At 65.9% G+C, this 26,238-nt stretch carries 28 protein-coding genes; 16 read left to right on the top strand and 12 right to left on the bottom strand.

The annotated features are described in order from the left end of the window. The 3 genes from aroE to ACP69S_RS04510 are packed head-to-tail and all read right to left on the bottom strand — an operon-like array spanning position 1 to position 2,359. Positions 1–858 carry a shikimate dehydrogenase gene (aroE, locus tag ACP69S_RS04520; RefSeq protein ID WP_425995276.1) on the bottom strand — a complete coding sequence of 286 codons (858 nt, stop codon included), beginning with the start codon at positions 856–858 and terminating at the stop codon, positions 1–3. Continuing rightward, positions 855–1,454, bottom strand: a complete 600-nt coding sequence (locus ACP69S_RS04515; protein ID WP_425995274.1) for a Maf family protein — start codon at positions 1,452–1,454, stop codon at positions 855–857. The genes aroE and ACP69S_RS04515 overlap by 4 nt, the downstream gene beginning before the upstream one ends. Next, the gene (locus ACP69S_RS04510) at positions 1,451–2,359 is read right to left on the bottom strand and encodes a pyruvate, water dikinase regulatory protein (RefSeq protein ID WP_425995272.1); all 909 of its coding nucleotides are present in this window, start codon (positions 2,357–2,359) and stop codon (positions 1,451–1,453) included. Before ACP69S_RS04510 ends, ACP69S_RS04515 begins: the two co-directional genes overlap by 4 nt. 433 nt (positions 2,360–2,792) lie before the next feature. Between ACP69S_RS04510 and hemE the strand changes: the two genes are divergently transcribed. The 4 genes from hemE to rho all read left to right on the top strand — a co-directional run bounded on the left by hemE (position 2,793) and on the right by rho (position 7,007). Then, a complete protein-coding gene (hemE, locus tag ACP69S_RS04505; RefSeq protein WP_425995270.1) occupies positions 2,793–3,818 on the top strand; it encodes a uroporphyrinogen decarboxylase in 1,026 nt (341 codons plus the stop codon). Further along, a complete protein-coding gene (gene hemH, locus ACP69S_RS04500) occupies positions 3,815–4,858 on the top strand; it encodes a ferrochelatase (RefSeq protein WP_425995268.1) in 1,044 nt (347 codons plus the stop codon). The genes hemE and hemH overlap by 4 nt, the downstream gene beginning before the upstream one ends. After that, the gene (locus ACP69S_RS04495; RefSeq protein ID WP_425995266.1) at positions 4,828–5,322 is read left to right on the top strand and encodes a CopD family protein; all 495 of its coding nucleotides are present in this window, start codon (positions 4,828–4,830) and stop codon (positions 5,320–5,322) included. Before hemH ends, ACP69S_RS04495 begins: the two co-directional genes overlap by 31 nt. 272 nt (positions 5,323–5,594) lie before the next feature. Next, a complete protein-coding gene (gene rho / locus ACP69S_RS04490) occupies positions 5,595–7,007 on the top strand; it encodes a transcription termination factor Rho (protein ID WP_425995264.1) in 1,413 nt (470 codons plus the stop codon). Positions 7,008–7,097: 90 nt separating this feature from the next. On the opposite strand, the gene ACP69S_RS04485 is transcribed toward rho, so the two are convergent. After that, positions 7,098–8,063 (bottom strand): quinone oxidoreductase family protein, encoded by a 966-nt coding sequence (locus ACP69S_RS04485; protein ID WP_425995262.1) that lies wholly within the window; start codon positions 8,061–8,063, stop codon positions 7,098–7,100. Between the two features lie 3 nt (positions 8,064–8,066). After that, entirely contained in the window at positions 8,067–8,762 is a 696-nt protein-coding gene (locus ACP69S_RS04480) for a dienelactone hydrolase family protein (RefSeq protein WP_425995260.1), read from the bottom strand. A 108-nt stretch (positions 8,763–8,870) separates the two neighbouring features. Between ACP69S_RS04480 and ACP69S_RS04475 the strand changes: the two genes are divergently transcribed. The 6 genes from ACP69S_RS04475 (at position 8,871) to ACP69S_RS04450 (ending at position 14,879) form a co-directional block, all read left to right on the top strand. Then, on the top strand, positions 8,871–9,116 hold the full coding sequence (locus tag ACP69S_RS04475) for a DUF6489 family protein (RefSeq protein WP_425995259.1): 246 nt from the start codon (positions 8,871–8,873) through the stop codon (positions 9,114–9,116). After that, entirely contained in the window at positions 9,116–10,459 is a 1,344-nt protein-coding gene (gene mnmE / locus ACP69S_RS04470; RefSeq protein ID WP_425995257.1) for a tRNA uridine-5-carboxymethylaminomethyl(34) synthesis GTPase MnmE, read from the top strand. Before ACP69S_RS04475 ends, mnmE begins: the two co-directional genes overlap by 1 nt. Positions 10,460–10,627: 168 nt before the next feature. Then, positions 10,628–12,481, top strand: coding sequence for a tRNA uridine-5-carboxymethylaminomethyl(34) synthesis enzyme MnmG (gene mnmG / locus ACP69S_RS04465; RefSeq protein WP_425995255.1), 1,854 nt, complete (start codon positions 10,628–10,630; stop codon positions 12,479–12,481). Further along, a complete protein-coding gene (gene rsmG, locus ACP69S_RS04460; RefSeq protein ID WP_425995253.1) occupies positions 12,471–13,133 on the top strand; it encodes a 16S rRNA (guanine(527)-N(7))-methyltransferase RsmG in 663 nt (220 codons plus the stop codon). Before mnmG ends, rsmG begins: the two co-directional genes overlap by 11 nt. Beyond that, a complete protein-coding gene (locus ACP69S_RS04455; protein WP_425995251.1) occupies positions 13,123–13,935 on the top strand; it encodes a ParA family protein in 813 nt (270 codons plus the stop codon). Before rsmG ends, ACP69S_RS04455 begins: the two co-directional genes overlap by 11 nt. Positions 13,936–13,964: 29 nt before the next feature. Then, positions 13,965–14,879, top strand: coding sequence for a ParB/RepB/Spo0J family partition protein (locus ACP69S_RS04450; RefSeq protein ID WP_425995249.1), 915 nt, complete (start codon positions 13,965–13,967; stop codon positions 14,877–14,879). 214 nt (positions 14,880–15,093) lie between these two features. Here the strand turns inward: ACP69S_RS04450 and holA are convergent, their stop codons facing one another. The 4 genes from holA to ACP69S_RS04430 form a co-directional block, all read right to left on the bottom strand. Further along, the gene (gene holA / locus ACP69S_RS04445; RefSeq protein ID WP_425995247.1) at positions 15,094–16,146 is read right to left on the bottom strand and encodes a DNA polymerase III subunit delta; all 1,053 of its coding nucleotides are present in this window, start codon (positions 16,144–16,146) and stop codon (positions 15,094–15,096) included. A 24-nt stretch (positions 16,147–16,170) separates the two neighbouring features. Beyond that, a complete protein-coding gene (gene lptE / locus ACP69S_RS04440; RefSeq protein ID WP_425995245.1) occupies positions 16,171–16,674 on the bottom strand; it encodes an LPS assembly lipoprotein LptE in 504 nt (167 codons plus the stop codon). A gap of 3 nt (positions 16,675–16,677) precedes the next feature. Next, positions 16,678–19,284, bottom strand: coding sequence for a leucine--tRNA ligase (gene leuS, locus ACP69S_RS04435; protein WP_425995243.1), 2,607 nt, complete (start codon positions 19,282–19,284; stop codon positions 16,678–16,680). A 140-nt stretch (positions 19,285–19,424) separates the two neighbouring features. Then, a complete protein-coding gene (locus ACP69S_RS04430; protein WP_425995492.1) occupies positions 19,425–19,952 on the bottom strand; it encodes a DUF3576 domain-containing protein in 528 nt (175 codons plus the stop codon). Positions 19,953–20,203: 251 nt separating this feature from the next. On the opposite strand from ACP69S_RS04430, the gene ACP69S_RS04425 reads away from it, so the two are divergent. Next, on the top strand, positions 20,204–20,614 hold the full coding sequence (locus ACP69S_RS04425) for an NtrZ family periplasmic regulatory protein (protein ID WP_425995241.1): 411 nt from the start codon (positions 20,204–20,206) through the stop codon (positions 20,612–20,614). Here the strand turns inward: ACP69S_RS04425 and ACP69S_RS04420 are convergent. Further along, entirely contained in the window at positions 20,611–21,222 is a 612-nt protein-coding gene (locus tag ACP69S_RS04420) for a thiamine phosphate synthase (protein WP_425995491.1), read from the bottom strand. The genes ACP69S_RS04425 and ACP69S_RS04420 overlap by 4 nt on opposite strands. A gap of 21 nt (positions 21,223–21,243) precedes the next feature. Here ACP69S_RS04420 and ACP69S_RS04415 point away from each other — a divergent pair, with 21 nt between their 5' ends. Further along, positions 21,244–21,915, top strand: coding sequence for a YggS family pyridoxal phosphate-dependent enzyme (locus ACP69S_RS04415; RefSeq protein WP_425995239.1), 672 nt, complete (start codon positions 21,244–21,246; stop codon positions 21,913–21,915). On the opposite strand, the gene ACP69S_RS04410 is transcribed toward ACP69S_RS04415, so the two are convergent. Then, entirely contained in the window at positions 21,900–22,421 is a 522-nt protein-coding gene (locus tag ACP69S_RS04410; RefSeq protein ID WP_425995237.1) for a L,D-transpeptidase family protein, read from the bottom strand. The two genes, ACP69S_RS04415 and ACP69S_RS04410, sit on opposite strands and share 16 nt — an antisense overlap. A gap of 61 nt (positions 22,422–22,482) precedes the next feature. Between ACP69S_RS04410 and ACP69S_RS04405 the strand changes: the two genes are divergently transcribed. Further along, positions 22,483–23,169, top strand: a complete 687-nt coding sequence (locus ACP69S_RS04405; protein ID WP_425995490.1) for a response regulator transcription factor — start codon at positions 22,483–22,485, stop codon at positions 23,167–23,169. A gap of 66 nt (positions 23,170–23,235) precedes the next feature. On the opposite strand, the gene secB is transcribed toward ACP69S_RS04405, so the two are convergent. After that, positions 23,236–23,730, bottom strand: a complete 495-nt coding sequence (gene secB, locus ACP69S_RS04400; RefSeq protein WP_425995235.1) for a protein-export chaperone SecB — start codon at positions 23,728–23,730, stop codon at positions 23,236–23,238. A gap of 161 nt (positions 23,731–23,891) precedes the next feature. On the opposite strand from secB, the gene timA reads away from it, so the two are divergent. From timA to ACP69S_RS04385, 3 genes are read left to right on the top strand one after another with little or no spacing between them, the layout of a single operon-like run. Then, positions 23,892–24,491 (top strand): TIM44-related membrane protein TimA, encoded by a 600-nt coding sequence (gene timA, locus ACP69S_RS04395; RefSeq protein ID WP_425995233.1) that lies wholly within the window; start codon positions 23,892–23,894, stop codon positions 24,489–24,491. Beyond that, a complete protein-coding gene (mltA, locus tag ACP69S_RS04390) occupies positions 24,491–25,639 on the top strand; it encodes a murein transglycosylase A (protein WP_425995231.1) in 1,149 nt (382 codons plus the stop codon). Before timA ends, mltA begins: the two co-directional genes overlap by 1 nt. Before the next feature lie 3 nt (positions 25,640–25,642). Then, entirely contained in the window at positions 25,643–26,197 is a 555-nt protein-coding gene (locus tag ACP69S_RS04385) for a Smr/MutS family protein (protein ID WP_425995229.1), read from the top strand. Positions 26,198–26,238: the final 41 nt, after the last annotated feature.

Below are 26,238 nucleotides of genomic sequence, written 5' to 3'. Positions count from 1 at the left end.
TCAGGCCTCGCCAAGATGGCGAAGAGCCAAGGCCCGGACATCCACCGAAGCCGGAGGCGCCTGGCCATAGAAGGCCTCGAATGACGGGACGGCCTGTCGAAGCAGCATTTCGAGGCCATCGACCGTGCGGCGGCCCAAGGCTTCGGCGCGACGCAGGAACTCGGGGCGCAGCGGCCTATAGACCATGTCCATCACCACGGCGCCGGCGGGTGTCAGTTCCAGCGGCGCGGCAGGGCCGGCGCCGCCGCCAAGGCCCAGGGATGTCGCGTTGATCACCAGACCGGTGTCGGAGAGCAGGCCGGGCAAGGCGGCCTCATCGGCGGCGACAACCCTGGCCCCGAACGCCGCAGCCAGTTCTTCGGCGCGCGCTGGGGTGCGGTTGACGATCCGCACCTGGGGCGCGCCGGCCAGCAGCAGGGCCGCGACTGCGCCCCGGGCCGCGCCGCCAGCCCCGAGGATCGTCACGGGCGCGGCGGCGATGTCGAAGCCTGAAGCCTGGGCGGCGAGGGCGCCCAGCAGGCCCGGGCCGTCAGTGTTGTCGGCGCGGATCGTGCCGTCGGCCTCGAAGATCAGCAGATTTGCGGCGCCGGCCATCCGGGCCAGGTCGCTGGCGGTGTCTGCGGCGGCTAGGGCGCGTTCCTTGAAGGGGATGGTGACGTTGAGGCCGCGAATGGCTCCGCCACGCAGACCATCGACAAAAGCTTCGAAGCGATCTTCAGCCGGCGCGAAAGGCACGTAGGCCGCGTCGAGGCCGGCGGCGGCGATCCAGGCATCGTGGATCAGCGGGCTCATCGAATGCTTGATCGGCGCGCCACAGACGCCCGCGATGATTGCCGCGCCGGTGATGGTCGAGCTCATGCCTCGAGCGCTCCATGCAGGCGCAGGAAATCCAGCAGGCCCACCAGCGGCAAACCGAGGATGGTGAAATAGTCGCCGTCGATGGCGTCGAACAGCTGCACGCCTTCGCTCTCCAGCTCGTAGCAGCCCACGCAGTGCAGGATGTGCTCGCCCCGGCGCTCCAGATAGCCATCGAGCCAGGCGTCGCTGAACGGCCGCACCGACAGCTTGGCGGTTTCGACCACCCGCCAGATCGGCTTGCCATCTCGGGCGACGACCACCGCCGAATGCAGCTTGTGGGTCTTGCCGCGCAACTCCTGCAGCAGGGCGAGGGCCTGATCGAGGGTCTCGACCTTGTCGATCAGCCGGCCAGCGAAATCCAGGGTCTGGTCGGCGCCGATCACCAGGCCGGGCCGCTTGGTCGAGACCTTGACCGCCTTCAGCTCGGCGAGTGCGTCGGCCACTTCGCGCGGGTTTGCGCCCTCGGCCAGCAGCCCGGCCTTGGTCGCGTCTTCATCCACGCCCGCGACAACCGCCTCGAACGCAAGCCCGGCATTGCGCAGGATCGCCTGACGGGCCGAGCTCTTCGACGCCAGGGTGACCGGCGTGCGGCTCATCCCAGAACCTCGACCTGGCCGCGACCGCCCGACAGCAGGTTGATGATCGCGGCGGCCGTCTCTTCCACCGAGCGGCGCGTGACGTCGATGATCGGCCAGCCCATCTTCTCGAACAGCCGGCGGGCGGCGATGATCTCGCTGCGCACCGCGTCGGTGTCTATATAATCGCTCTCGCGGTTCTCTTTCAGGGAGAGCAGCCGGTTTCGACGGATCTGGATCAGCCGGTCGGGCGAGGTCATAAGCCCGACGATCAGGGTGTTCTTTAGCTCGAACAGCTCGGTGGGGGGCGGCCTTCCCGGCACCAGAGGCACATTGGCGGCCCGCACGCCGCGATGAGCCAGATAGATGCAGGTCGGGGTCTTGGACGTCCGCGAGACGCCCACCAGAATTACGTCGGCCTGGGTCAGGTCCTGGCCGCCCTGGCCGTCATCGTGGGCGATGGCGTAGTCCAGGGCCTCGATGCGGTCGAAATAGTCGTTGTTCAGCGCATGCTGGGCGCCCACCCGCGTGGAAATCCGAGCGCCCAGATAGCGCGACATGGCGCTGACCACAGGGTCCAGAGCGGCGATGCAGGGCATCTCCAGTCGCCGGCAGCCTTCCTCGAGCGCCGAGCGCAGGCCAGCGTCGATAATGGTGTGCATGACCACGCCCGGCGCGCCGGCGATTTCCTCCAGCGCCCGGTCAAGCTGCCGGGTGGAACGGACCAGAGCGTAGATGTGCTCGATCGGCAGGATGTCGGTGAACCGCGCGCAGACTGCCCGGGCCATCGCGTTCAACGTCTCTCCGGTCGAATCCGACACCAGATGGATATGGAAATAGGTCGCGAAACGCGGCGCCGGACGGTCGTCGCCCAGCCCACCGCTCGAACCTTCCTGTGAATCATCCGTTAACGGTTGCTTAACCACTTGGCCTGCCTCTGGGGACGCGCGGGCGCCAAAGCCGTCCCAAAGCGTCGTGTCATGTCGCCGCTGTGATCAACGGCCGCATTGACCGCGTAACATCCCCAAGCCGAATCTGCATCCCTGGATCTTGGATCATCGCTGTCCCATGGTCGGGAACAAATGGTTAATGAGGCGTTAAGCAAGGTGACGCTCGTTAAGAGTTCATTAATAAACGCAAGGTCCTAGCCATCCATCCCCATGATTAACAGGGCGATGTCCCCATGTGGGGGATCGTGGGCATAAGCCCTGATGGCATGTGGGAGTCAGCGGTGGTGAGACGGTTTTCCCCAGTTCCCACTTGCCCTTCTCCTCCTACTGTCAAACTTAAGATCTTATTAATAAATGAAGATAGGCCTTCGGGCTTGAGCCCAAGGGCGGGACGGGATTTAAGGCCCCTATGACGCTCGTGACGCCCAAACTGCTTTCGGTCCTGTCGGGACAAACCGCTGACCGCCCTCCCGTATGGTTCATGCGCCAGGCCGGTCGATACCTTCCGGAGTACCGCGCGGTTCGCGCCACGACGCCGGATTTCATCAGCTTCTGCTTCGATCCTGAAAAGGCCGCCGAGGTGACGCTGCAGCCGATGCGGCGCTTTCCCTATGACGCGGCCATCGTGTTCGCCGACATCCTGCTGATCCCCGGCGCCCTGGGGCAGAAGGTCTGGTTCGAGGCGGGCGAGGGTCCCAAGCTTGGCGAAATGCCCTCCATCGAATCCATGGCCGAACTGGCCGGCAGTGCGGGCGCCAAGCTGTCGAACATCGGCGAGACGCTCCGCCGTGTGCGCTCCGCCCTCGATCCCGAAAAGGCGCTGATCGGCTTTGCCGGCGCGCCCTGGACGGTGGCGACCTACATGATCGAGGGCGGGTCCAGCGATCGGACCGCCGCGCGGACCTACGCCTATCAATACCCTGAAAAGCTGGACCAGCTGATCGCGGTGCTGGTCGAGGCGACCATCGACTATCTGGTCATGCAGGTAAACGCTGGGGCTCAGGCGCTGAAGCTGTTCGAAAGCTGGGCCGAGGGCCTGTCCGAGCCGCAGTTCGAACGGCTGGTGATCAAGCCGCATGTCGCCATCATTCAGGGTCTGCGGGATCGTGGCGTCACGGTTCCGATCATCGGTTTCCCGCGCGGCGCGGGCGCTCTGGCCGAGACCTATGCCTCCGTCGTGCCGGTGCAGGGCATGGCGCTCGACACCCAGGTCAGCGCGGTCATGGGTCAGCGCATTCAGAAGATCAAGCCGATCCAGGGCGCGTTGGACCCGCTGCTGTTGCGGGCCGGCGGCGACCAGCTGCTGCGCCGGGTCGATCAGTTGATCGAGCAGTGGGGGCAGGGTCCCTATATCTTTAATCTGGGCCATGGGATCCTGCCCGATACGCCCATCGCTCATGTCGAGCAGGTACTGGCTAGGGTGACCGGCAAATGAGCCCGCGTAGGAAGGTCGCAGTTGTTCTGTTCAACCTCGGCGGGCCCGATGGTCCGGACGCGGTGCGGCCATTTCTGTTCAATCTCTTTCGCGACCCGGCGATCATCGGCGCGCCGGCCATTATCCGCTATCCGTTGGCGGCGCTGATCTCGACGACCCGCGCCAAGAGCGCCAAGGCCAATTACGCGATGATGGGCGGCGGCTCGCCCTTGTTGCCGGAAACCGAGAAGCAGGCGCTGGCGCTGGAAGCGTCTTTGGCCGAGGCCATGCCCGACGCCGAGACCAAGTGCTTCATCGCCATGCGCTACTGGAAGCCGCTGACCGAAGAGACCGCGAAGGCCGTGAAAGCCTGGGCGCCCGACGAGGTGGTGCTTCTGCCGCTCTATCCGCAGTTTTCCACCACCACCACCGGCTCGTCCGTGAAGGCGTGGAACAAGGCCTACCGCGGTCCAGGCAAGGTTCGCGCCGTCTGTTGCTATCCGACCGACGACGCCCTGATCGAGGCCCATGCCCGACTGATCCGCGAGACCTACGAAAAGGCCGGAAGCCCAGGGCCCGCGCGTCTGCTGTTCTCGGCGCACGGCCTGCCGGAAAAGGTCATCCTGGCCGGCGACCCCTACCAGAAGCAGATCGAGGCCACGGCCGCTGCGGTGGCCGCCAGACTGGGTGATGGCTGGGACTGGAAGGTCACTTATCAGAGCCGTGTCGGCCCGCTGAAGTGGATCGGCCCCTCCACCGACGACGAAATCGTCGCCGCCAGCGAAGAGGGCCTGGCCCTGGTGGTGACGCCGATCGCCTTCGTCTCCGAGCACATCGAGACCCTGGTCGAACTGGATCACGAATATCGCGAGCTGGCGGTCGAAGCGGGCTGTCCAGCCTACATCCGCGTTGCCGCCCTGGGTATAGAGCCGGTCTTTATAGACGGTCTGGCCAAGGCGGTGGTCGAAGCCCTGCCGCGTGACGGTGTCGCTCCGGCTTGCGCCTGGCGTTGCGGCGGCGACCTGAGCCAATGTCCCCGGACGCGAGAGGTCGCGGCGTGATCGATTTCCTGGTCCAGAACTTCCACGTCTTTCGCGGCCTGCACATTCTGGCCGCGATCGCGTTCATGGCCGGGATGCTCTATCTGCCGCGTCTCTACGTCTATCATACCAAGGCCACACCCGGCTCGGAGATGGACGAGACCTTCAAGGTGATGGAGCGCAGACTGTTGCGCGGCATCATCAATCCCGCTTCGATCCTGACCTTCGTCTTCGGCGTCGCCCTGATCCTGGCCGACAGCCAGATCCGGGGCTGGAGCTTCCTGGCTCAGCCCTGGATGCTGACTAAGCTCACAGCCCTTGCTGGCCTGTATGGCTGGCACGGCTTCCTGTCGGCCTCGCGTCGTAAGTTCGAGCGCGGCGAAAATACCCGCTCGGAAAAGTTCTGGCGGATCACTAACGAGATACCGTTCGTGCTGGCGATCGTCATCGTCATGGCTGTGACGACCAAGTTCCTGGATCACTGAAGCTCGCCAGCGAACGGGCGAGGCGCTTGACCGGCCCCCTTGCATGTGGTTCCCATCCCATCAGGCTTGACGCGCTGCGTTAAGCTCGGTCTCTTTTCACGGACTGGCGCCCGTCCTGGCGCGCCCCCTGGAGCCTGGCTCCGAAGGTCCGTTCCCCAATCGATCCGCGTCGTCGTCATGGCGCGCTCGCCGCTTTCTTCTTGCGGCGTGAGAACTGAAATCCTTTCCGGCCGGATCGCTCTTGCGGTCCGCGTCCCCGTTTGAGTCAAAACATGACCGAAGACACCGAAAACAACGAAGCTTCCGCCGAGGAAGCCATCATCGACACCACCACCCCCGCCGAGGTTCCCGGCGCCGAGTCCGAAGAGGATGGCGGCGACGACAACTCCGAGATCAGCGCCGCCGTCGCGGCCCTGGGCCTGAAGACCATGTCCCTGCAGGAGCTGAAGGAAAAATCCCCGGCCGACCTGCTGGCCTTCGCCGAGACCTTCGAGGTCGAGAACGCCAACTCCATGCGCAAGCAGGACATGATGTTCGCGATCTTGAAGACCCTCGCCGAGGAAGGCGTGGAAATCTCGGGCTCGGGCACCATGGAAGTGCTGCAGGACGGCTTTGGCTTCCTGCGCTCGCCGGAAGCCAACTATTTGCCCGGCCCGGACGACATCTATGTCTCGCCCTCGCAGATCCGCAAGTATGGCCTGCGCACCGGCGACACGGTCGACGGCGCCATCCGCTCACCGCGCGAAGGCGAGCGCTACTTTGCCCTGACCGGTGTGGCCAAGATCAATTTCGAGGCCCCCGACAACGTCAAGCACAAGATCCACTTCGACAACCTGACGCCGCTCTATCCCGAAGAGCGCCTGAACATGGAACTGCCCGATCCGACCGTGAAGGATCGCTCGGGCCGGATCATCGACATCGTCGCGCCGCTCGGCAAAGGCCAGCGCTGCCTGATCGTCGCCCCGCCGCGCGTGGGTAAGACCGTCATGCTGCAGAACATCGCCAAGTCGATCGAGACCAACCACCCGGAAATCTATCTGATCGTCCTGCTGATCGACGAGCGTCCGGAAGAAGTCACCGATATGCAGCGCACCGTGAAGGGCGAGGTCATCGCCTCGACCTTCGACGAACCAGCAACCCGCCACGTGCAGGTGGCCGAGATGGTCATCGAAAAGGCCAAGCGCCTGGTCGAGCACAAGCGCGACGTCGTCATCCTGCTGGACTCGGTCACCCGTCTGGGCCGCGCCTACAACACCACCGTCCCGTCGTCGGGCAAGGTGCTGACCGGCGGCGTCGACGCCAACGCCCTGCAGCGTCCCAAGCGCTTCTTCGGCGCGGCGCGGAACGTGGAAGAGGGTGGCTCTCTGACCATCATCGCCACGGCCCTGATCGATACCGGCAGCCGCATGGACGAAGTGATCTTCGAAGAGTTCAAGGGCACCGGTAACTCGGAAATCATCCTGGACCGCAAGGTCGCCGACAAGCGCATCTTCCCGGCTATCGACGTGCTGAAGTCCGGCACCCGCAAGGAAGAGCTGATCACCCCGCGCGACCAGCTGCAGAAGACCTATGTGCTGCGCCGTATCCTCAACCCAATGGGCGCCTCGGACGCCATCGAGTTCCTGCTGGAAAAGATGCGCCAGTCCAAGACTAACGGCGACTTCTTCCAGTCGATGAACACCTGAGTCCAGCCGGACTCACCGCCATAAGGAAAAGCCCCGGGGATGACCCGGGGCTTTTTGTTGGTCCCCGGCCGGGACTACCCGGTAGTCGGTCTACGGTAGCAGCAGGGTAGCGCCAGTCGTACGCCGGCCTTCCAGGGCCTCGTGCGCCGCCCGGGCTTCCGAAAGCGGAAAGGTCTGGCCGATGTCGATCTTGACCGCGCCGGAAGCCAGGACCTCGAACAAGGCTTCGGCGCTCTCGTCCAGTTCTTCGGTCGTGACGATGTAGTCGAACAGGCGAGGGCGGGTGACGAACAGCGACTTGCCCGACAGTTCCAGCGGGGAGAAGGGTGGCACGGGACCCGAAGCGTTGCCGAAAGTCGCCAGGACGCCGCGCCTGGACAAGCTCTTGAGGCTGGCCTCGAAGGTGTCCATGCCGACGCCGTCATAGACGACGGCTACGCCCTTGCCGCCGGTGAACTCTGTGACACGAGCGGCGACGTCTTCCTCGCGATAGAGGATCACCTGGTCGGCGCCGAGATCGCGGGCGATGATGGCCTTGGCCTGCGACCCCACGGTGGCGATCACGGTCGCGCCCAGAGTTTTGCACCATTGCACGAGGATCGAGCCCACGCCGCCGGCCGCAGCGTGGACCAGAACCACGTCGCCGGGTTTCACGTGAAAACATCGACGGACGAGGAACTCGGCGGTCATGCCTTTGAGCAGGACGGCCGCAGCGACTTCGAGGCTGACGCTGTCTGGGACCTTAACGGCCCGATCTGCGGGGACAGCAGCCGCCTCGGTGTAGGCGCCGAGCGAGCCGTTATAGGCGACTCGGTCACCGACGCCGAAGCGGGTGACGCCCTCGCCCAACGCCTCAACGACACCAGCCGCCTCCAGCCCCAGCACCGCCGGCATCTTCATCGGATACAGGCCGGACCGTTGATAGGTGTCGATGAAGTTTAGGCCCACCGCGTGGTGACGGACCAGGATCTGGCCTGGCCGCGGCGGCGGGACGGGCAGGTCGATGGCCTCGAGAACTTCGGGTCCGCCGGCCTTGGTCGCTTGGATCGCCAGCATCGATCAGGCCAGGTGAGTGTTGAAGAAGGTCAAGCTGCGGCCGTTGGCCTTGGCCGCGTCGGCGGCATCATAGTGCGCGCCACCCTCGCGCGCGAAGGCGTGGTCGCGACCTTCATAGGTATGGATCGTAATCTGCGGATGATCCTTCAACGCGGCGAGGATGACTTGCTGCGCCTCGGACGGCACGAACTGGTCCTTCTCGGCGATGTGCATCAGCAGGGGCCGGGCCAGCTTGTCGGCCTCGCCCACGTGCTTTTCCAAGCCTACGCCGTAGTAGGAGATCGAGGCGTCGGCGTCCGTTCGCGTGGCGGTCAGGAAGGCCAGCAACCCGCCCAGGCAATAGCCAACCGCGCCGACCTTGCCAGACGCGCCGGGCAGGGCGCGGGCGGCGGCGATGGTCGCGGCGATGTCGGTCACACCGGAGTCCACATCAAAGGCGTTGAACAGCTCGAAGGCCCGCTTCCACTCGGCCTCCGACTGGTCGGTGATGTCGATGCCGGGCTCGATCCGCCAGAATAGGTCGGGGCAGATGGCGACGAAGCCCTGGGCGGCCAGGCCGTCGCAGATGTCGCGCATCACCGTATTGACGCCGAAGATCTCCTGGATCACGACGACGGCGGGTGCATCAGTTGCCTGAGGCCGCGCCACATAGGCCGAAAAAACGCCGTCCGGCGTGGTGATGGTGAGGGTCTCGCTCATCGGGCTCTCCGTCGCATGGGGTCGATGTGACTTTCGACCAAAGCGCTCTAACGTGACGCGTCGGGCGTGGCCCATAACAATATCGTGCCCTGACCTGAGGGAACCGCCATGAAGATGACCATCGAGATCGACTGCACGCCGGTGGAGGCGCGCACCTTCCTGGGGCTGCCCGACGTGAGCGCCCTCAACGACCATCTGGTGAAGGAGATGCAGACCCGCATGGACGCCAATATGGCCATGCTGGCGCCCGAGGAGCTGATGAAGAACTGGATGGCCTTCGGGGCCGGCGCCCAGGACCAGTTCCGCAAGCTGATGACCGCGGCGGCGAGCGCGGCCGTGAGCAAGCGCGACTGATGACGGACACGATCTTCGCCCTGGCCACAGCGGCCGGGCGGGCGGCGGTGGCCGTGGTGCGCGTGTCCGGCCCCGCCACGCGAAACGTTGTGGCGGCGCTGGCGGGCAAGGTTCCGCCGCCGCGTCAGGCTGGCCTTCGCCGCTTGAAGCATGACGGTGTCGCGCTCGACGAAGCCCTCGTCCTCTTCTTCCAGGGACCCGCCAGCTATACCGGCGAGGACGCCGCCGAGTTTCATGTGCACGGGGGGAGGGCGGTCGTTGAGGCTCTATTGGAAGCCTTGGTCGCTCTGGGCCTGCGACTGGCCGAGCCCGGCGAGTTCACTCGACGCGCCTTCGAGAACGGCAAGCTCGACCTGGCCCAAGCCGAGGGCGTGGCCGACTTGATCGACGCCGAGACGGAGGGTCAGCGCAAACAGGCGCTCAGCCAGATCGGCGGGGCCTTGAGTCAGCGCTATGATCGTTGGCGCGAACTGCTGGTCCACGCCTTGGCGATGCTGGAAGCGGCGGTCGACTTTCCCGACGAGGATCTGCCGGAGGAAGTCGCGGCGCGCGCGCGTCCAGGGCTTGAGACGCTCGCGGCCGAGATCGACACCGCCTTGTCCGATGTTTCCCGTGGCAGACGCGTCCGCGACGGCTATCGCATCGCCCTGGTCGGCGCGCCCAACGCTGGCAAGAGCACAGTCCTCAACGGTCTGGCCGAGCGCGACGCCGCCATCGTCACAGAGATCGCCGGCACCACGCGGGACATCATCGAGGTTCCGCTGGTTCTGGGTGGTTATCGCGTCTTGCTGGCCGATACGGCGGGCCTGCGCGAGACCGTCGATGTCGTGGAAGCCGAGGGGGTGCGTCGCGCCCGCGCCTGGGCGCACAGCGCCGACCTGCGGATCTGGGTTGTCGACGGGTTTCACGTGGAACATCTGGAGAAAGAGGAAAGCAATCTTTTGACACCCGGCGACTGGGCGTTGATCAACAAGATGGATATCGCCGACGTCAAAGCGGTCGCCGCCGCTACCACTGCCTTGGCTAAGCGAGGCCTGACGGTTCAAACTGTCGCCGCCCTTACTGGAGGTGCGGTCGACCGGCTGCGGGGAGACCTGACCGTTCACGTGACGGCCGCTTTGTCGGGCGCGGAGTTTCCCGCTGCCACTCGCCTTCGTCACGCCGAACGCCTGCGAGAGGCCCGGGCCTATCTTGGCCGCGCCCTGTCCGAGGCCGGGCTGGAAGTAGAGCTGGCTGCAGAGGACGTCCGCTTGGCTGCCCGCGCCCTAGCCAAGATCACGGGTCGCATCGACGCCGAGGATATTTTGGACCGCGTCTTCTCCAGCTTTTGTATCGGCAAATAGTGTTCCACGTGAAACATCGACAGGTTGTCCACAGGCTGACCACAGCTGTGCCATGAGTGTTTCACGTGAAACGTCAGGGAGTCACATCGACCTCTTCGCCCCAAGAGCGTATATGGAACTCTAGCGCCCCCGCCGAACCCGGGGGCGTTCGCATTGAGGCGCGTACCTTTGTCCAACACCTGGGATGTTATTGTCATCGGCGGCGGCCACGCCGGCTGCGAGGCGGCCAGCGCCGCCGCGCGCACGGGCGCTCGCACTCTGCTGCTGACCCACAAGCTTGAGACCATCGGCGAAATGTCCTGCAACCCGGCCATCGGCGGCCTAGGCAAGGGCCATCTGGTTCGCGAAATCGACGCCCTCGACGGCGTCATGGGTCGCATGGCCGACAAGGCCGGCATTCAGTTCAGGATGCTGAACCGCTCCAAGGGCCCCGCTGTGCGCGGCCCGCGCTCGCAGATCGACCGTAAGCTCTATCGCGAGGCCATGCAGGCCGAGCTGAATGCCACGTGTAACCTCGACATCATCGCAGCGGCCGCCGAGGACCTGGTCGTTGAGCACGGCAAGGTCGTTGGCGTGATCGACGGGGCGGGGGCTTCGTACCTCGCGCCGCGCGTGGTGCTGACCACCGGCACTTTCCTGAAGGGCCTGATCCATCTGGGCGAGACCAGGACCCCAGCTGGGCGAGTGGGCGATGCGCCATCCATCGGCCTGTCGGATCGGCTTTACGGCCTCGACTTCCACATGGGACGCTTGAAGACCGGCACCCCCGCCCGTCTCGACGGCTCCACCATCGCCTGGCGCCGCTTGGATATGCAGGCGGCCGATGAAGAGCCCGTGCCCTTCTCGTTCCTGACCGACAAGATCACCGTCCCGCAGATCCAGTGCGGGGTCACTTGGACGACCGCCGAGACCCACCAGATCATTGCCGACCGTCTGGGCGAATCCGCCGTCTATGGCGGTCGCGCCACGGGGATCGGCCCGCGCTATTGCCCGTCCATCGAGGACAAGGTCGTCCGTTTCGCCGACAAGACCAGCCACCAGATCTTCCTTGAGCCGGAAGGTCTGGACGACACGACGGTCTATCCGAACGGGATCTCGACCTCGGTCTCGGAAGAGACCCAGCTGATGTTCCTGCGTACGATCCCGGGCCTTGAGCAGGTCGAGGTCAAGCGCTACGGCTACGCGATCGAATACGACTACGTGGATCCGCGCGAGCTGTTCCCGACCCTGGAGACCAAGCGCCTCTCGGGCCTCTATCTGGCCGGCCAGATCAACGGCACCACGGGCTATGAGGAGGCGGGGGCTCAAGGCCTGGTCGCCGGCCTCAACGCCGCCTTGGCCGTGCAGGGCAGGGAGCCCGCCATCTTCGCGCGGGATGAGGCCTATATAGGCGTGATGATCGATGACCTCGTCACCCGTGGCGTCACCGAACCCTATCGCATGTTCACCAGCCGGGCAGAGTTCCGCCTGACCCTGCGCGCCGACAATGCCGATCAGCGCCTGACCGACCGGGGCATCGCCCTGGGCATCGTTGGGCCGGTCCGCGCCGAAGCCTGGACCGATAAGAAAGCTAAACTGCAAGCGGCCCGCACCTTTGCGCGCTCGGTCAGTCTGACCCCGCCCGAGGCGCTCAAAGCCGGCTTCCTGGTCAAGGAAGACGGAGAGCGCCGAAATGTCTTCGCCATGCTGGCCTATCCCGAGGTTACCCTGGACCGTCTCGCCGAGGTGTGGCCAGAGGTTTCCACGTGGAACATGGCGGTGCGCGAGCAGATCGAGATCGAGTCCGCCTATGCCGGCTATCTCGACCGCCAGCGCGCCGACGCCGAGTCTTTCCGCAAGGAAGAGGATTTGCGCCTGCCGGCCGATCTCGACTATCGCGCCGTGGGCAGCCTTTCCAACGAGGTTCGTGAGAAGCTGACGCGCGTGAAGCCACTGACCCTGGGCCAGGCGGCCCGTATCGAAGGCGTGACGCCGGGCGCCTTGACCGCGCTGTTGGCCCACGTGCGCCGCCATGCAGCCTGAGACCGCTCCCGCTCCCGAAGTCGTAGCCGAGCCCGTGCTGGACGCGGCCGGCTACCAGGCCTTGACCGGCGTCACCGACAGCCAACTGGCGGACCTGGCCCGCTATCAGGAGCTGCTGGCCGAATGGAACGCGGTGATGAACCTCGTCGGCCCGGCCACCATCGCCACCTATTGGACCCGCCATGCGCTGGACAGTTCGCAGCTGCTTGCGATGGCTCCAGACGCCAGGACCTGGGCTGACCTGGGCGCCGGCGCCGGTCTGCCGGGCGTCGTACTGGCCATACTGCTGAAAGACACACCGGGCGCGAAGGTCCACCTCGTCGAGAGCATGGCCAAACGTTGTCGGTTCCTGACCGAGGTCGTCTCGGCCCTGGATCTGCCGGCGCAAGTGCACGTCGCCCGGGCCGAAGAGCTGAATCTCACGGTCGATGTCGTGACTGCCCGCGCCTGCGCGCCGATGACCAAGCTGCTGGGCTTTTCCTGGCCCTATCTGCACCGGGGCGCGCTGGGCCTGTTCCTCAAGGGACAGGATGTTGCAAGCGAGCTTTCCGAAGCGCAGAAGGCTTGGAAATTCGAGGCCGAGTTGCGACCTAGCCAAAGCGACCCTCGCGGTCGGATTGTTCAAGTAAAGAGGCTTTCCCGTGTCCGCTAAGCCACTCCAAGCCCTTCGCGTCCTCGCCATCGCCAACCAGAAGGGCGGGGTGGGGAAGACCACGACCGCCATTAACCTGGGCACCGCCCTGGCGGCCTGCGGCGAGCGCGTGCTGCTGATCGACGCCGATCCGCAGGGCAACTGTTCGACAGGACTGGGTATTACCCGCCAGCAGCGTCGCACCACCCTCTATGACGTGCTGATGGGCGAGTCTCCGGTGATCGACGCCGCCGTGGCGACCAGCCTCCCGGGTCTGGACGTCGTACCGGCCGACGCCGACCTGTCAGGCGTAGAGCTGGAATTGGGTCAGGCCGCCCGCCGCTCCTACCGTCTGCGCGACGCCCTTGAGCCTCTGCGGGCCAATGGCCCCTATACCTATGTGCTGATCGATTGTCCGCCGTCGCTGAACGTTCTGACCGTCAACGCCATGACCGCCGCCGACGCGGTGTTCGTGCCCCTGCAGTGCGAGTTCTTCGCGCTGGAAGGCCTTACCCAGCTGGTCCGCACCATCGAGCGGGTGCGCGGCAGTCTCAATCCGCACCTGGAGATCCAAGGGGTGGTGCTGACCATGTACGACAAGCGCAACAGCCTGTCGGAGCAGGTGGCCAAGGACGTCCGCGCCCACTTTGGCGACAAGGTCTATGACGCGGTCATCCCGCGCAATGTGCGGGTTTCCGAGGCGCCGTCGTTCGGCAAGCCTGTTCTGCTTTACGATCTGAAATGCGCGGGCAGTCAGGCTTATCTGAAACTTGCCCGCGAAGTGATCAGCCGCGAACGCGCCCGTCTGTCCCACGCCGCCTAGAACCAAATATCAGTCGATACGAGCTTAGAATGGAGTCCGCCGTGGTGGGAGAGCCGGGTATGGCCGAAGGGCGTAGGGGTTTGGGTCGCGGTCTGTCCGCCTTGCTGGGCGAGATCGACTCCGCGCCAGCCCAGGCGCCGGGCGAACGGCTGGGCGGAGCCAACGAGGCGCCCATCGAGCTGCTGCGCCGCAATCCGGATCAACCGCGCCGGAGCTTCCGCGAGGAAGACCTAGTCGAGCTGTCCAATTCGATCCGCGAGAAGGGCATCCTGCAGCCGATCCTGGTGCGACCCGCGCCAGGCGCGGCCGGCGAATACCAGATCGTCGCTGGCGAGCGCCGCTGGCGTGCGGCCCAGCGGGCCGGCCTGCGCACCGTGCCGATCATGGTCCGCGAGCTGGACGATCTGGCGGTGCTGGAAATCGGCATCATCGAGAACGTTCAACGGGCCGACCTCAACATTTTGGAAGAAGCGCTGTCCTACCGCGTGTTGATGGACAAGTTCGACCGCACCCAGGAAAATATCGCCCAGACCATCGGCAAGAGCCGCAGCCATGTCGCCAACACCCTGCGACTGCTGGCCCTACCGGACGAGGTGCAGCAACACCTGGTCAGCGGCGAACTGAGCGCCGGTCATGCCCGCGCCATCGCCGCCGCCGAGGATCCCGCCGCCCTGGCGCGCGAGATTATCGGCAAGGGTCTCTCGGTGCGCGACACCGAAGCCCTGGCTCGCAAGACGCCCGACGCCCGTCCGTCGAAGAACAAGGGCGGTCGCCCGCCGCGGGTGAAGGACACCGACACCCAAGCGTTGGAATCCGACCTGTCGTCGGTGCTCGGCCTCGACGTGGTCATCGACCATCGCGACGGCGCTGGTCAGCTGACCATCAGCTACGCGACGCTCGAGCAGCTGGACGACCTTTGCAACCGCCTGACGCGCGGAGCCTGATCGGACGCACGCTTCGCAGTTTCGAAGGGTGTAGTCTCACGCTTTTTCGACAGCCTCTGTCGCGCACAGAACGGCGCCTTTCCGTACTCCTGGAGGCGCGTTTTTATGAGACGAGGGCGGATCTGACGATAATCCGTGTAAGGCCCTGTTTGGTATGGCTTTCCTGAAAGCCATCCACAGAGGCGCAAACGCCCCGTTTTCGGGGATTTTCGGCTTAAAGCCCCAACCGCCGCGCTCGCCCGGCGATCATCAACGCCAGGCGCTCGGAAATCAGCTGGTCAGGCGAGCCGGATGTCTTGCATGCCCGATCGGCGTTGAGGATTTCGCCTTGGATGTCGAGCAGCAGCTCCAGGGTCCAGGCGCGGGCCTGGCGGAGAAACTCGCGCTCCTGCTTCCAGAACACACCGGAAGCCTTGGCCGCCGCCGTCAGGTCGATGCCGTTCTTGTGAAGGGTCAGGGTGCGGCGCAGGCGGCCCAAGTGGTAGCCCATCGCCCGCACGGCCGCGGGTCCGCCTTCGCCCTCGGCCGCCGCGCGACGCAGGCCAGCCTGGGCGGCGCCAAGGCGGCCGCCGAATGCGTCGATGGCGGCGTCGCTCAGGGAGGCTTCGGGCTCGACCCCCAGGAAGTCCGTCAGATCGGCCGCCGTGGCGTTAACGCCGCTGCCTGGACCAAGGAACAGGACCAGGCGCTCGATCTCCATCCGCGCCACGCCGCGTTCCTTGGGCAAGCGTGAAACGAACAGATCGAGGGCTTCGCTATTGAGGCTGACCTTGTCCCTAGCCAGGGTCTCGCGGGCCAGACGGGCCATGTCGCCCGCTTCATCCTCGTAGCAAGGGATGACGGCGCAGCCGCTAGCCTTCTCGCCGACCTTGCGCAGGGTCGAGTCACGGCCCAGAGCGCCAGCCTCGACAATGAACAGGGCGTCGGGATTGAGTTGGCCCTCGACGTGGCGGGTCAGGGCTTCGGCCGTGGCCTTGTCGGGACCGGCCTTCTCGCCGTTCAGGCGCAGGCGCACCAGGCGTCGGCCGCCCATCATCGACAGGGCCGAAAGCTCTTCCTCAAGCTTGCCGGGATGGGATTCGACGTCGCTTTCGGTCAGCTGGGCGGTGTCGAAGGGATCGTCTGGCCGTGCGAACAGGCGCTTGGCCAGTTGGTCGGCGCGATCGCGCACGACGCCGCGATCCTTGCCGTAGATCACCACGGCGCGGATGTCCTGAGCCGGATCCTTCAGGAAGCGTTCGACGTCCGGCCGCTTGGACAGGATCATGGCGTCAGGCCTTCAGGAGGGGCGTCAGGCCTTGGCCTTGCGGCCGCCGGCCATCCAGGCGGCGAGGTCAAGCTGGATGTTGCGCGCCACCTCGGTGGCGGCGCGTTCCTGGCCATCGTTCTGAGCGGCGATGGCCGAATACGGCTGGTCGGCCGAGTCGTAGGTCACGGTGGCCTCGCTCCGGCCCTTGCGGACCTCGGCGCCGGTCCTGGAGTCCAGCAGGCGCCAGTTGACCACCATCCGCAGCTCGTAGCGGTTGGCGACGTTGTCGACCCGTACGCCGCGCGCATAGCGCTGCTCGTTGATCGCCAGGGTCAGACGGTAGGCGGACGGCGCGCCGACGCTATGCACGAAGGCGTCGTCCAGCTGTTCGCGCAGAAGGAAGCCCGCACGGCCGTCCGGCGCCACGGTCTCGATGGAGGCGAGGCCCGGCGTGACGCCCGGTGTCGCATACAGCGGCGTGAACCCGCAAGCCGAGAGGCCGAGAGTGGAGACGGCGAGCGCGCCAACCAGGAAAATGCGTTTCATCGGTCAGTTGGCCACGATGTTGACGATACGGTCCTTGACCACGATTACCTTGCGGACCGTGACACCCTCAAGGTGGGCCAGAACGGCCGGATCGGCCAGCGCGATCTTCTCGACCTCGCTCTCCGACAGACCGGCCTTGACCTTGATCTCGCCGCGGCGCTTGCCGTTGATCTGGATGGGTAGCACGCGCTCGTCGTCGGCGGCCAGGGTCGGGTCGGCCTTGGGCCAGGGCGCATTGACCACCAGGCCTTCACCGCCGAGGGACGCCCAGGCTTCTTCGGCCAGATGAGGCGTGAACGGCGAGACCAGGCGGGCCAGGATGTTCAGGGCCTCTTTGCGGGCCGCGAGGACACCCTGGGACGCACCTTCCGCCGGAGCAGCCTTCAGGGCGTTCAGGAACTCGTACAGGCGCGCCACGCCGCTATTGAAGCGGAAGCCTTCGATGCTGTCGGTGACGAAGCCGATCAGTTTATGGGCCGACTTGCGCAGGGCGACGGCGGCCTCTTCCGAGGCGTCATGGGCGAGATCACCGACCGGCTGGCTGTCGAACTCGTTCCACAGCCGGTGTGTGAAACGCCACGAGCCTTCGACGCCGCTATTGGTCCATTGCACGTCGCGCTCGGGGGGGCTGTCGCTCATCACGAACAGGCGCGCGGCGTCGACGCCGTAGGCCTCGAAGATGTCCTCGGGAGCGACCACGTTCTTCTTGGACTTGGACATCTTTTCGATGTCGCCGATCTTGATGGGCAGGCCCGATCCGATGCGGTGGGCCTGACGCGCGCCGTTGATGACCTGGAACTCGACCTCGGCCGGCTCGACCCATTCGCCTTGCGCGCCGGTGTAGGTTTCGTGGGTGACCATGCCTTGGGTGAACAGGCCCGCGAACGGCTCTTCTACGGACAGCAGGCCCTCGTCCTTCAGGGCGCGGGTGATGAAGCGGGCATAGAGCAGGTGCAGGATCGCGTGCTCGACGCCGCCGATATATTGGTCGACCGGCATCCAGTGGTCGGCAGAGGCCTTGTCGATGCACTCGGCCGCGTCTGGATTGGCGAAGCGCGCGAAGTACCACGAGCTGTCCATGAAGGTGTCCAGCGTGTCGGTTTCGCGCTGGGCCGGAGCCCCGCACGACGGACACGTCGTGTGCTTCCAGGTCGGGTGACGCACCAGGGGATTGCCGGGCTTGTCCTTTTCGAAGGTGACGTCGTCAGGCAGCACCACCGGCAGCTGGTCTTCCGGCACGGGCACGGGACCGCAGGTCTCGCAGTGGATGATCGGGATTGGGCAACCCCAGTAGCGCTGACGGCTGACGCCCCAGTCGCGCAGGCGATAGACCGTCGCGCCCTGGCCCTGGTCCAAGGCCTCGATGCGGGCCACCACCTCGGACTTGGCGGCCTCGATATCCATCCCGTCCAGGAACTCTGAATTGAAGATCGAGCCGGGGCCGACATAGGCCTCCTTTGCGACCGTATAGGTCGCCGGATCCTCGCCGGGCGGCAGGACCACCGGCAGCACCGGCAGGTCGTACTTGCGGGCGAAATCCAGGTCGCGCTGGTCGTGGGCCGGGCAGGCGAAGATCGCGCCCGTGCCGTAGTCCATCAGGATGAAGTTGGCGATCCAGACGGGCAGGACGATCGACGGGTCCAGCGGATGGACCACGCGCAGGCCGGTGTCGCGGCCCAGCTTCTCGGCGCCCTCGATATCGGCCTCTGAGGTGCCGCCCTTGCGGCATTCGGCGATGAAGGCCTGCAGGTCGGGGTTCTCGATCGCCAGTTGCTCGGCCAGCGGATGCTCCGGAGCGATGCCTACGAAGCTGGCGCCGAACAGGGTGTCGGGACGGGTGGTGTAGACCTCCAGCCCGGGGGCGTGGCCGTCCGGGGCCTCGCCCCCGATGGACTCGGAAGAGAACTTGAAAGTGAAGCGCAGGCCCTTGGACCGGCCGATCCAGTTCTCCTGCATGACACGGACCTTTTCGGGCCAGCGATCCAGGGTCTTCAGGCCATCAATCAGGGCGTCTGCATAGTCGGTGATACGCAGGAACCACTGAGTCAGCTTGCGCTTCTCGACCGGGGCGCCCGAGCGCCAGCCCTTGCCGTCGATGACCTGCTCATTGGCCAGGACGGTCATGTCGATCGGATCCCAATTGACCGAGGCTTCCTTGCGATAGACCAGGCCGCGCTTCAGCAGCTTCAGGAACCAGGCCTGCTGCTTGCCGTAATATTCCGGGTCGCAGGTGGCGAACTCGCGCGACCAGTCAATCGACAGGCCCAGGGCCTTGAGCTGCTCGCGCATCGCGGCGATGTTGTCGTAGGTCCAGCCCTTGGGATGGACGCCGCGCTCCATGGCGGCGTTCTCGGCCGGCATGCCAAAGGCGTCCCAGCCCATAGGGTGCAGCACCGAGAAACCCTGGGCGCGCTTGTAGCGGGCCACGACGTCGCCCATGGCATAGTTGCGGACGTGCCCCATATGGATGCGGCCCGACGGATACGGGAACATCTCGAGCACATAGTATTTCGGCCGCCCGTCCGAGATCTCCGCCGTCTTGAAGACGTCGGCTTTGGCCCAGGCGTCACGCCATTTGGGCTCGGTGTCTTTGGGATTGTAGCGGGCCATGCAAACCGAATGTCTAGAATAGGCGGAAAGGCGCTCCAAGGCGCGTGATAGCCGAAAGTGTAAGCGGTTTCGCGGCCGGAGCGCGCTGAAAGTGCGGTGGTTTGGGTCTTCGTCTGCGACAACGAAGACCCGCCGGGGCCTTAGCCCCTGATGTTCGAAAGTCGAAGCTGACGCGCGCGGGTCAGGATCGCGTTCTCGATGTCCGTGGCCGTCTGATCGGCCGCCGCGGCGTCGGTCCAGCCGCCCGAAGCATCCTTGGCCTGCTTGAACACGTTGACGTTCAGGCCGTCGGCGCGCAGGCGGGTGTCGAGAATGTAGACGGTCGCCTTGAAGCGCTCGTCGGACTTCTCCGGGTTCACGTACCAGTCGGTGACGATCACGCCGCCGTAAGGATCGGCTGAGGCCAGGGGCATGAACGCCAGGGTGTCGAGCGTCGCGCGCCACAGATAGCCGTTTACGCCTATCGAGCCCTCGCTGGCCTGAGCCTTGCCGCCCTTGCCGAAATTAAAGGGGCTGAAACCGCCGCCGTCATCCGAGACGGTGGAGAAAACCTTGGGACCCTTGGTGCTGCCGCAGGCGGATACGCCCACAATCGACAGCGCCAACACGCCAGCGGCGACGCCGCGCAACATCGACCCACGCTCAAACGCCATAGTACCTCGCTCCAATATCTCGCCGGCGCGATCGCGCACTGTGGCGCGCCCCCGCAGCCGGAGGCCGGTCTATAGCATGGCCGCGCCGGCTCAAAACAGGAATCGCGTGACCGGTCCGCCACAGGCGCCGTCTGAATCGCGATAATACCGACATCATGCGACCAAACGCCGGTTGACCGCGTTCAAGCCAAGCCTTTAATCGATAATCAGGGCGCGACCTCCTATATGTGGGAGGACGCGGGGTTTGGGACAGGTAACGAGTAGCGATGACCGCGACGCGTTTTTTTACGGCAGGCGCCGCCGCGCTGATCCTTACGGGATCGGCGACGGTCGCTCATGCTCAGGTCAAGACCCGCTCCGCCACGCCTGATTTCACGGTCAAGAACGACTTCACCAGCAACCCCAAGGGCGTGTTCAGCCCGCAGGACTCCAAGAAGACCCTGCAGTGGGACGCCAAGAAGAGCAAATGGGGCCTCAAGCTGGGCCTCGACCAGCCCCTCGGCCGCGAGATGGAGCTGAAGGACGTCGAAGCCGGCGCCTATTTCAAGCTTACCCCGTCGATCCGCGTCGGCGGCGCCGTCGCCTTGGGCGACAACAACCCGGCCTTGGCCGCCCGCAAGGCCGAACCGGTCGAGCCCGCGCCCCGCGTTCGTCTCGAAACAGCGTTCAAGTTCTAGGCTAGGAACGCCTCGACGGCCGCAAGGCCGACGATCCCCGTATTTTTCAGGCCCTCCACGGTTCCCGTCCCGATTCCGCCTAGCGCGTAGACGGGCGTGACGGTCGCCGAGATCAGTTTCGTCAAGCCTTGGACACCTAGCGCCGGTCCCGCTGACGGGCTGTTGCTCTGGAAGATCGGCGAAACGACCAGAGCGTCCGCGCCGAGAGCGCTGGCGGCGATGACGGCGGCATGGTCGTGCGCGGTGATGGTGATCAGCCAGTCCGGCCGTCTGGCCCTCAAGTCTGGCGCCAAATCCCTCGACCTTTCAGGCAGATGCACGCCATCCGCCCCGATCGCCTCGGCCAGGGTTTCGTCCGCGCCGACAAGCAGAACGAGGCCGCGTTGATCGGCAATGGCGCGCAATCTCAGGCCCCGGACCGCCGCATCCGCCGCGCCGAAGGCCCGAAACACTATGCCCGCGCCGCGCGGGAGGCGTTGTGCGACGGCCTCGGGGTCTGGAACCCGAGCCGGATCGGTGAAGAAAAGCAGGTTTGGCAGGGCGATCCCGCGCGCCGTCCTTGGCGCGAAGGTCATGGCCGTCCTAGACAGGGCTTCCAGTTCGTCCATCGGCTTCAAGCGATCCCCTGCATGTCCGACGCCCCCCAGGTAAGCCCATTGGCCTCCATCCGCTCCCGGATCGCCGCCGCCGAGACCGCGGCGGGTCGACCGCCGGGCTCGGTCGCGCTTGTGGCGGTGTCCAAGACGCAAGTCTGGGACCATATCGCCCCGGTTCTGGCCGCTGACCAGCGGGTGTTCGGTGAAAATCGCGTCCAGGAGGCCATGGAGCGCTGGACGCCGCATCGGGGCGACGTCGAGCTTCACCTGATCGGGCCGCTGCAGACCAACAAGGTGCGCGACGCGGTGAGATTTTTCGACGTCATCGAGACCCTGGACCGCGAGAAACTGGCGCGGGCGCTGGCTGACGAAATCCGCAAGCAGCGCAAGGCTTTGCGCCTCTATGTGCAGGTCAATATCGGCCAAGAGCCGCAAAAGGCCGGGGTTTCGCCGGCTGAGGCCGACGGGTTCATCGCCCTTTGCCTAGAACTGGGCCTCAAGATCGAAGGCCTGATGTGCATTCCGCCCGCCGAGGGCGATCCGGCCCCGCATTTTGCGGCCTTGCGGGATATTGCGAGGCGCAACCGCCTCGAAAAACTGTCGATGGGCATGAGCGACGACTTCGAAGCCGCCATCGCCCAGGGGGCCACCTCTGTGCGGGTCGGATCGGCGATCTTCGGATCGCGGAGCTATCCCCCGGCCTGATCTGCGGCGATCTCTATTGCATCGCCCGGCTTGGCCACCGCCAGCAAGGCCTCCAGATCCGCGCACGCCAGGGCCACGCAACCCTCGGTGCCGGAATAATCCTCCCGCGCTAGGTGCAGGAAAATCGCCGAGCCCATCCCCGGGACCGGCGGATCGTCATTGTGGGCCAGGATTCCGACCAGATCGTAGACGGAGTCGTCGCGCCACATCCGCTCGGCGCTGGCGGGGTAGGGCAGTTTCACCGGGCGGTTATAGGCCGGGTCCTGCGGGGCGTCGCACCAACCGTCGGCGGGGGCCATCGCCTTGACCGGCAGGGCGGTGGTGGGGCCGTCCGGATAGACGTCAGGGCGGTACAGCACCTCGCGGATCGCCCACACCCCCACGGGGCTCTTGTTGTCGCCCTCGCGCTTGTCTGCGGCGGCGACGACGCCGGCCTTGCCCAGGGCGCATCGAACCGTGCGCCCGTTGACGTCAATCTGGCCGTCGGGACGGGCCTTGAAGATCATTGTCGGCTTCTCCACTCCCAAGGGTTGTCGCCGGGGGGCGCACCGGTGCATGTTCCGGCATATGGCGCAACGCAAGACCCTTCTGCTCATCGACGACGACGACGACCTGCGCGGCGCGCTGGCCGAACAGCTCGCCCTGCATGAGGAATTCGCGGTGGCCGAGGCCGCCACGGCCGGCGAGGGCGTGCGCATGGCGCGCGAAATCAAGCCGGACCTCGTCCTGCTCGACGTCGACCTGCCCGACATGGACGGCCGGGAGGCCTGCCGGCTGATGCGTAAGAACGGGGTCATGGCTCCGGTGATCATGCTGACGGCGGCGGCGAGCGACAGCGACACCATCCTGGGCCTGGAATCCGGCGCCAACGATTACGTGACCAAGCCCTTCCGCTTCGGGGTGCTGCTGGCCCGCATCCGCGCCCAGTTGCGCAGCTACGAGGCCTCGGAAGACGCCCTGTTCCGCATCGGCCCCTACGAATTCCGCCCGTCGGCCAAGCTGCTGATCGACGAGAAGCAGAAAAAGGTGCGGCTGACCGAGAAGGAAACCAACATCCTGAAATACCTCTACCGCGCCGGGTCCAAGCCGGTGTCGCGCGAGGAACTGCTGACCGAGGTCTGGGGCTACAACGCCGGGGTCACCACCCACACGCTGGAAACCCACGTCTATCGCCTGCGCCAGAAGATCGAGCCCGACCCGGCCATGGCCAAGATCCTGATCACCGAGATGGGTGGCTATCGGCTACAGCCGTAATCCACAAAAAAACCCCGGCCGCATCGCTGCGCCGGGGTTTTTCAATTCCACCGGATCGTAGAACGCCTAGGCGTTGCCGATCACCACGCCTTCGGCTTGGGCCTTGCGCGCGGCGTAGACGCCGGCGAAGTCGATGGGATCGATCAGGAAGGGAGGGAAGCCGCCTTCGCTGGTGATGTCGGCGATCACCCGGCGGGCGAACGGGAACAGGAAGCGCGGGCACTCGATCAGCAGCACTTCCTCCAGAGCCGCTTCCGGCACGCCGGCGATGTGGAACAGGCCGCCATAGACGACCTCGACGTGGAAAACCGACTGCTCTTCGCGCGTGGCGCGGGCCGAGAGCTTCAGGTCCACTTCGAAAAGGCCGTCGGTGCGACCGCGGGCGTTCATTTCAACGCCCATGTCGATGGCCGGCTGGGCGGCGCCCGAACGCAGGCTATCGGGGGCATGCGGGCTCTCGAACGAGAAGTCGCGAACGAACTGGGCCATGATGCGGATGCCCGATTGAGCGGCCACGTTGTCGTCTGCGGGGCCTTCGGGGGCGGCGGTCGTATCGGTCATTAGGAATAAATCCGTACTCGGCGTCTTAAAAGACCGCTAGGAGAGAGCGGCGCTGCTAACACGCGGGCGGGCCTGGCGCAACGCTAGGCGCCTGACGGGAGAGCTCGTCATGCCTATATAGGCATGACACCCAGCGTGTCGAACCAGCCGCGGATACCCAAGTGCTTATTCAGATTCTCGTTCTCGCGGTCATCGCCGCCGTCGTCCTCTACCAGCTCTATGCGACGCTAGGCCGTCGAGTAGGGCGTCAGCCGGAGGATGCGCCAGCGACCGCCAAGGGGATTCCGGCCCCCGCTGGCCCGGTCGTAGCCGTGGCCGCCGGCCCGCTGGAAGGCGTCGCCGCCCTGCGCGCGCGCCAGCCCGACTTCGACGCCGGCCGCTTCCTGAACGGCGCTCGCTCGGCCCACGAGATGATCGTCACGGCCTTCGCCGCCGGGGATCGTGAGACCCTCAAGCCGCTGCTCGCCGACGATGTCATGGCCAATTTCGAAACCGCCATGGTCGCTCGCGAAACCGAGGGCCGGTCGGAAAAGGTCGAGATGATCACCCCGCCGCGCGTCGATCTCGACACTGTGTCCGTCGTCGGCGACACCGCCCGGGCGGTGGTCCGCATCCTGGCCGAGGTCCGCGCCCGTTCGACCGGCCCGGAGGGCGACGCGGTCGACGACCGCCGCACCGCCGAGCTCTGGACCTTCGAGCGCGATCTGAACTCGGCCAATCCCAACTGGACCCTGGTCCACGTTGCGGCCGCCGAAGCCTGATGTCCCGCCTTGGCCTGATCGTCGTCCTGGCGTCGCTGACCCTGGCGGCCTGTACGACCACCATGCCGCCGCCCATCGCGACGGGTCCCGTCGCGCCGCCGGTCACGCCCTATATCCCTCCCGCGATCCCCGGCGGGCCGGTTCTTGCTTTCAACACCCTCGCAGGCTGGCAGGAAGAAGATCACCTCGCCGCCCTGGACGCCTTCCGCGCCGGCTGCGGCGTTGCCCGCGACCAGGACATGGCGCGGGTCTGCCGCCTGGCCCGCACCGATGGTCCTCGTGACGAATGGGGCGCGCGCCTGTTCCTCGAAGCCAATTTCCGGCCCCAGGCCGTGGGCGATCAGGGCCTGCTAACCGCCTATTTCGCGCCCAAGTACGACGGCCGGATGTCGCGCTCGGACGAGTTCAGCGCCCCGGTGCGTGGCGTTCCGGCCGATCTGGTGATCCTCGACCTCGGCGCCTTCGAGCCGAGCTTCGCCGGCAAGAAGGTCACTGGCCGGGTCAAGGGCGGCAAGTTCGAGCCTTATCCCGACCGCAAGACCATCGAAGCCTCGCCCGTCGACAAGCCCCTGGCCTGGATGCGGCCCGAAGAGCTGTTCTTCCTGCAGATTCAGGGCTCCGGCGTGCTGGTCATGCCTGACGGCCGCCGCATGCGGGCCGCCTTCGCCGGCGGCAACGGCAAGCCCTTCGTCGGGATCGCCAACGCCATGCGCGACCGGGGCCTGCTGCCCGATAACAACACCTCGGGCGATGCGATCCGCACCTGGCTGGCCGATAATCGCGGCCCCAAGGCCGACGAGATCATGCAACTGAACCCGCGCTATATTTTCTTCAAGCTGTCGGAAGACGACGGCAAGGAGCCCGTGGGTTCGGCCGGCGTGCCTCTGCCGGCGGGCCGCGCCATCGCCGTCGATCCCAGCCGCCACGCCATGGGCGGTCTGTTCTGGATCGACGCCGCCGCGCCTAAGCTGGCCGGCGCCTTCCCCGTCTATCGTCGGCTTGCGGTGGCGCTGGACGTCGGCGGGGCCATCAAGGGGGAGGTCCGAGCCGATCTTTATACGGGCACCGGCGCCACCGCCGGCGCAGAGGCCGGGCGCGTGCGCCATGACCTGCGCATGTACCGCCTGGTTCCCGTCCCGAAGTCATAGGCCATGAAACGGCCGCCGCGACCGGAAGAACTGCGTCTCTGGGGCATGGTCGCCGACACGGTGCATGCGCGGCTCGGCGACAAGCCGTTGAAGCTGCGGGCCAAGGTCAAGATCAAGCCGGTCAAGGCGGCCAAGGCCGAGAAGACGCAGCCGACCTATCTTGCCTCCATCGCGCCGCTGCGCATCGATCCGGCGGAGATCAAGGCCACTCCGGCCAAGAGGCCGAAGTCGGCGCCCGGCCACATCGAACCCAATCGCCGCAAGCGCCTGATCAAGGAGCACGATCCCATCGGCGCGCGGCTGGACATGCACGGCTTCGACCAGGATCAGGCCAGGCCCGCCCTGGAGGCCTTTATTCGTCGCGCCTACGAGGATCGCCATCGGGCTGTGCTGGTGATCACCGGCAAGGGCAAGATCGGCCACGGCGTGTTGAAGAAGCGGACGCCGGAGTGGCTGGCGTCACCGGGCTTGCGGGAAATGATTGCGGGGGTGTCGCAGGCCGATCAGCGGCACGGCGGCGAGGGTGCGTTGTACGTGGCGCTGAAGCGGCGGAGCTAACCGCTCAAACTGTCACCCCTGCCAAGCGCGAAGCGCGCCGA

Source organism: Caulobacter sp. DWR1-3-2b1 (assembly GCF_049895765.1).
Classification (GTDB): Bacteria; Pseudomonadota; Alphaproteobacteria; order Caulobacterales; family Caulobacteraceae; genus Caulobacter.
Note: the sequence above shows the minus strand (reverse complement) of the source record. Positions and strands in the feature narration are given on the sequence as shown.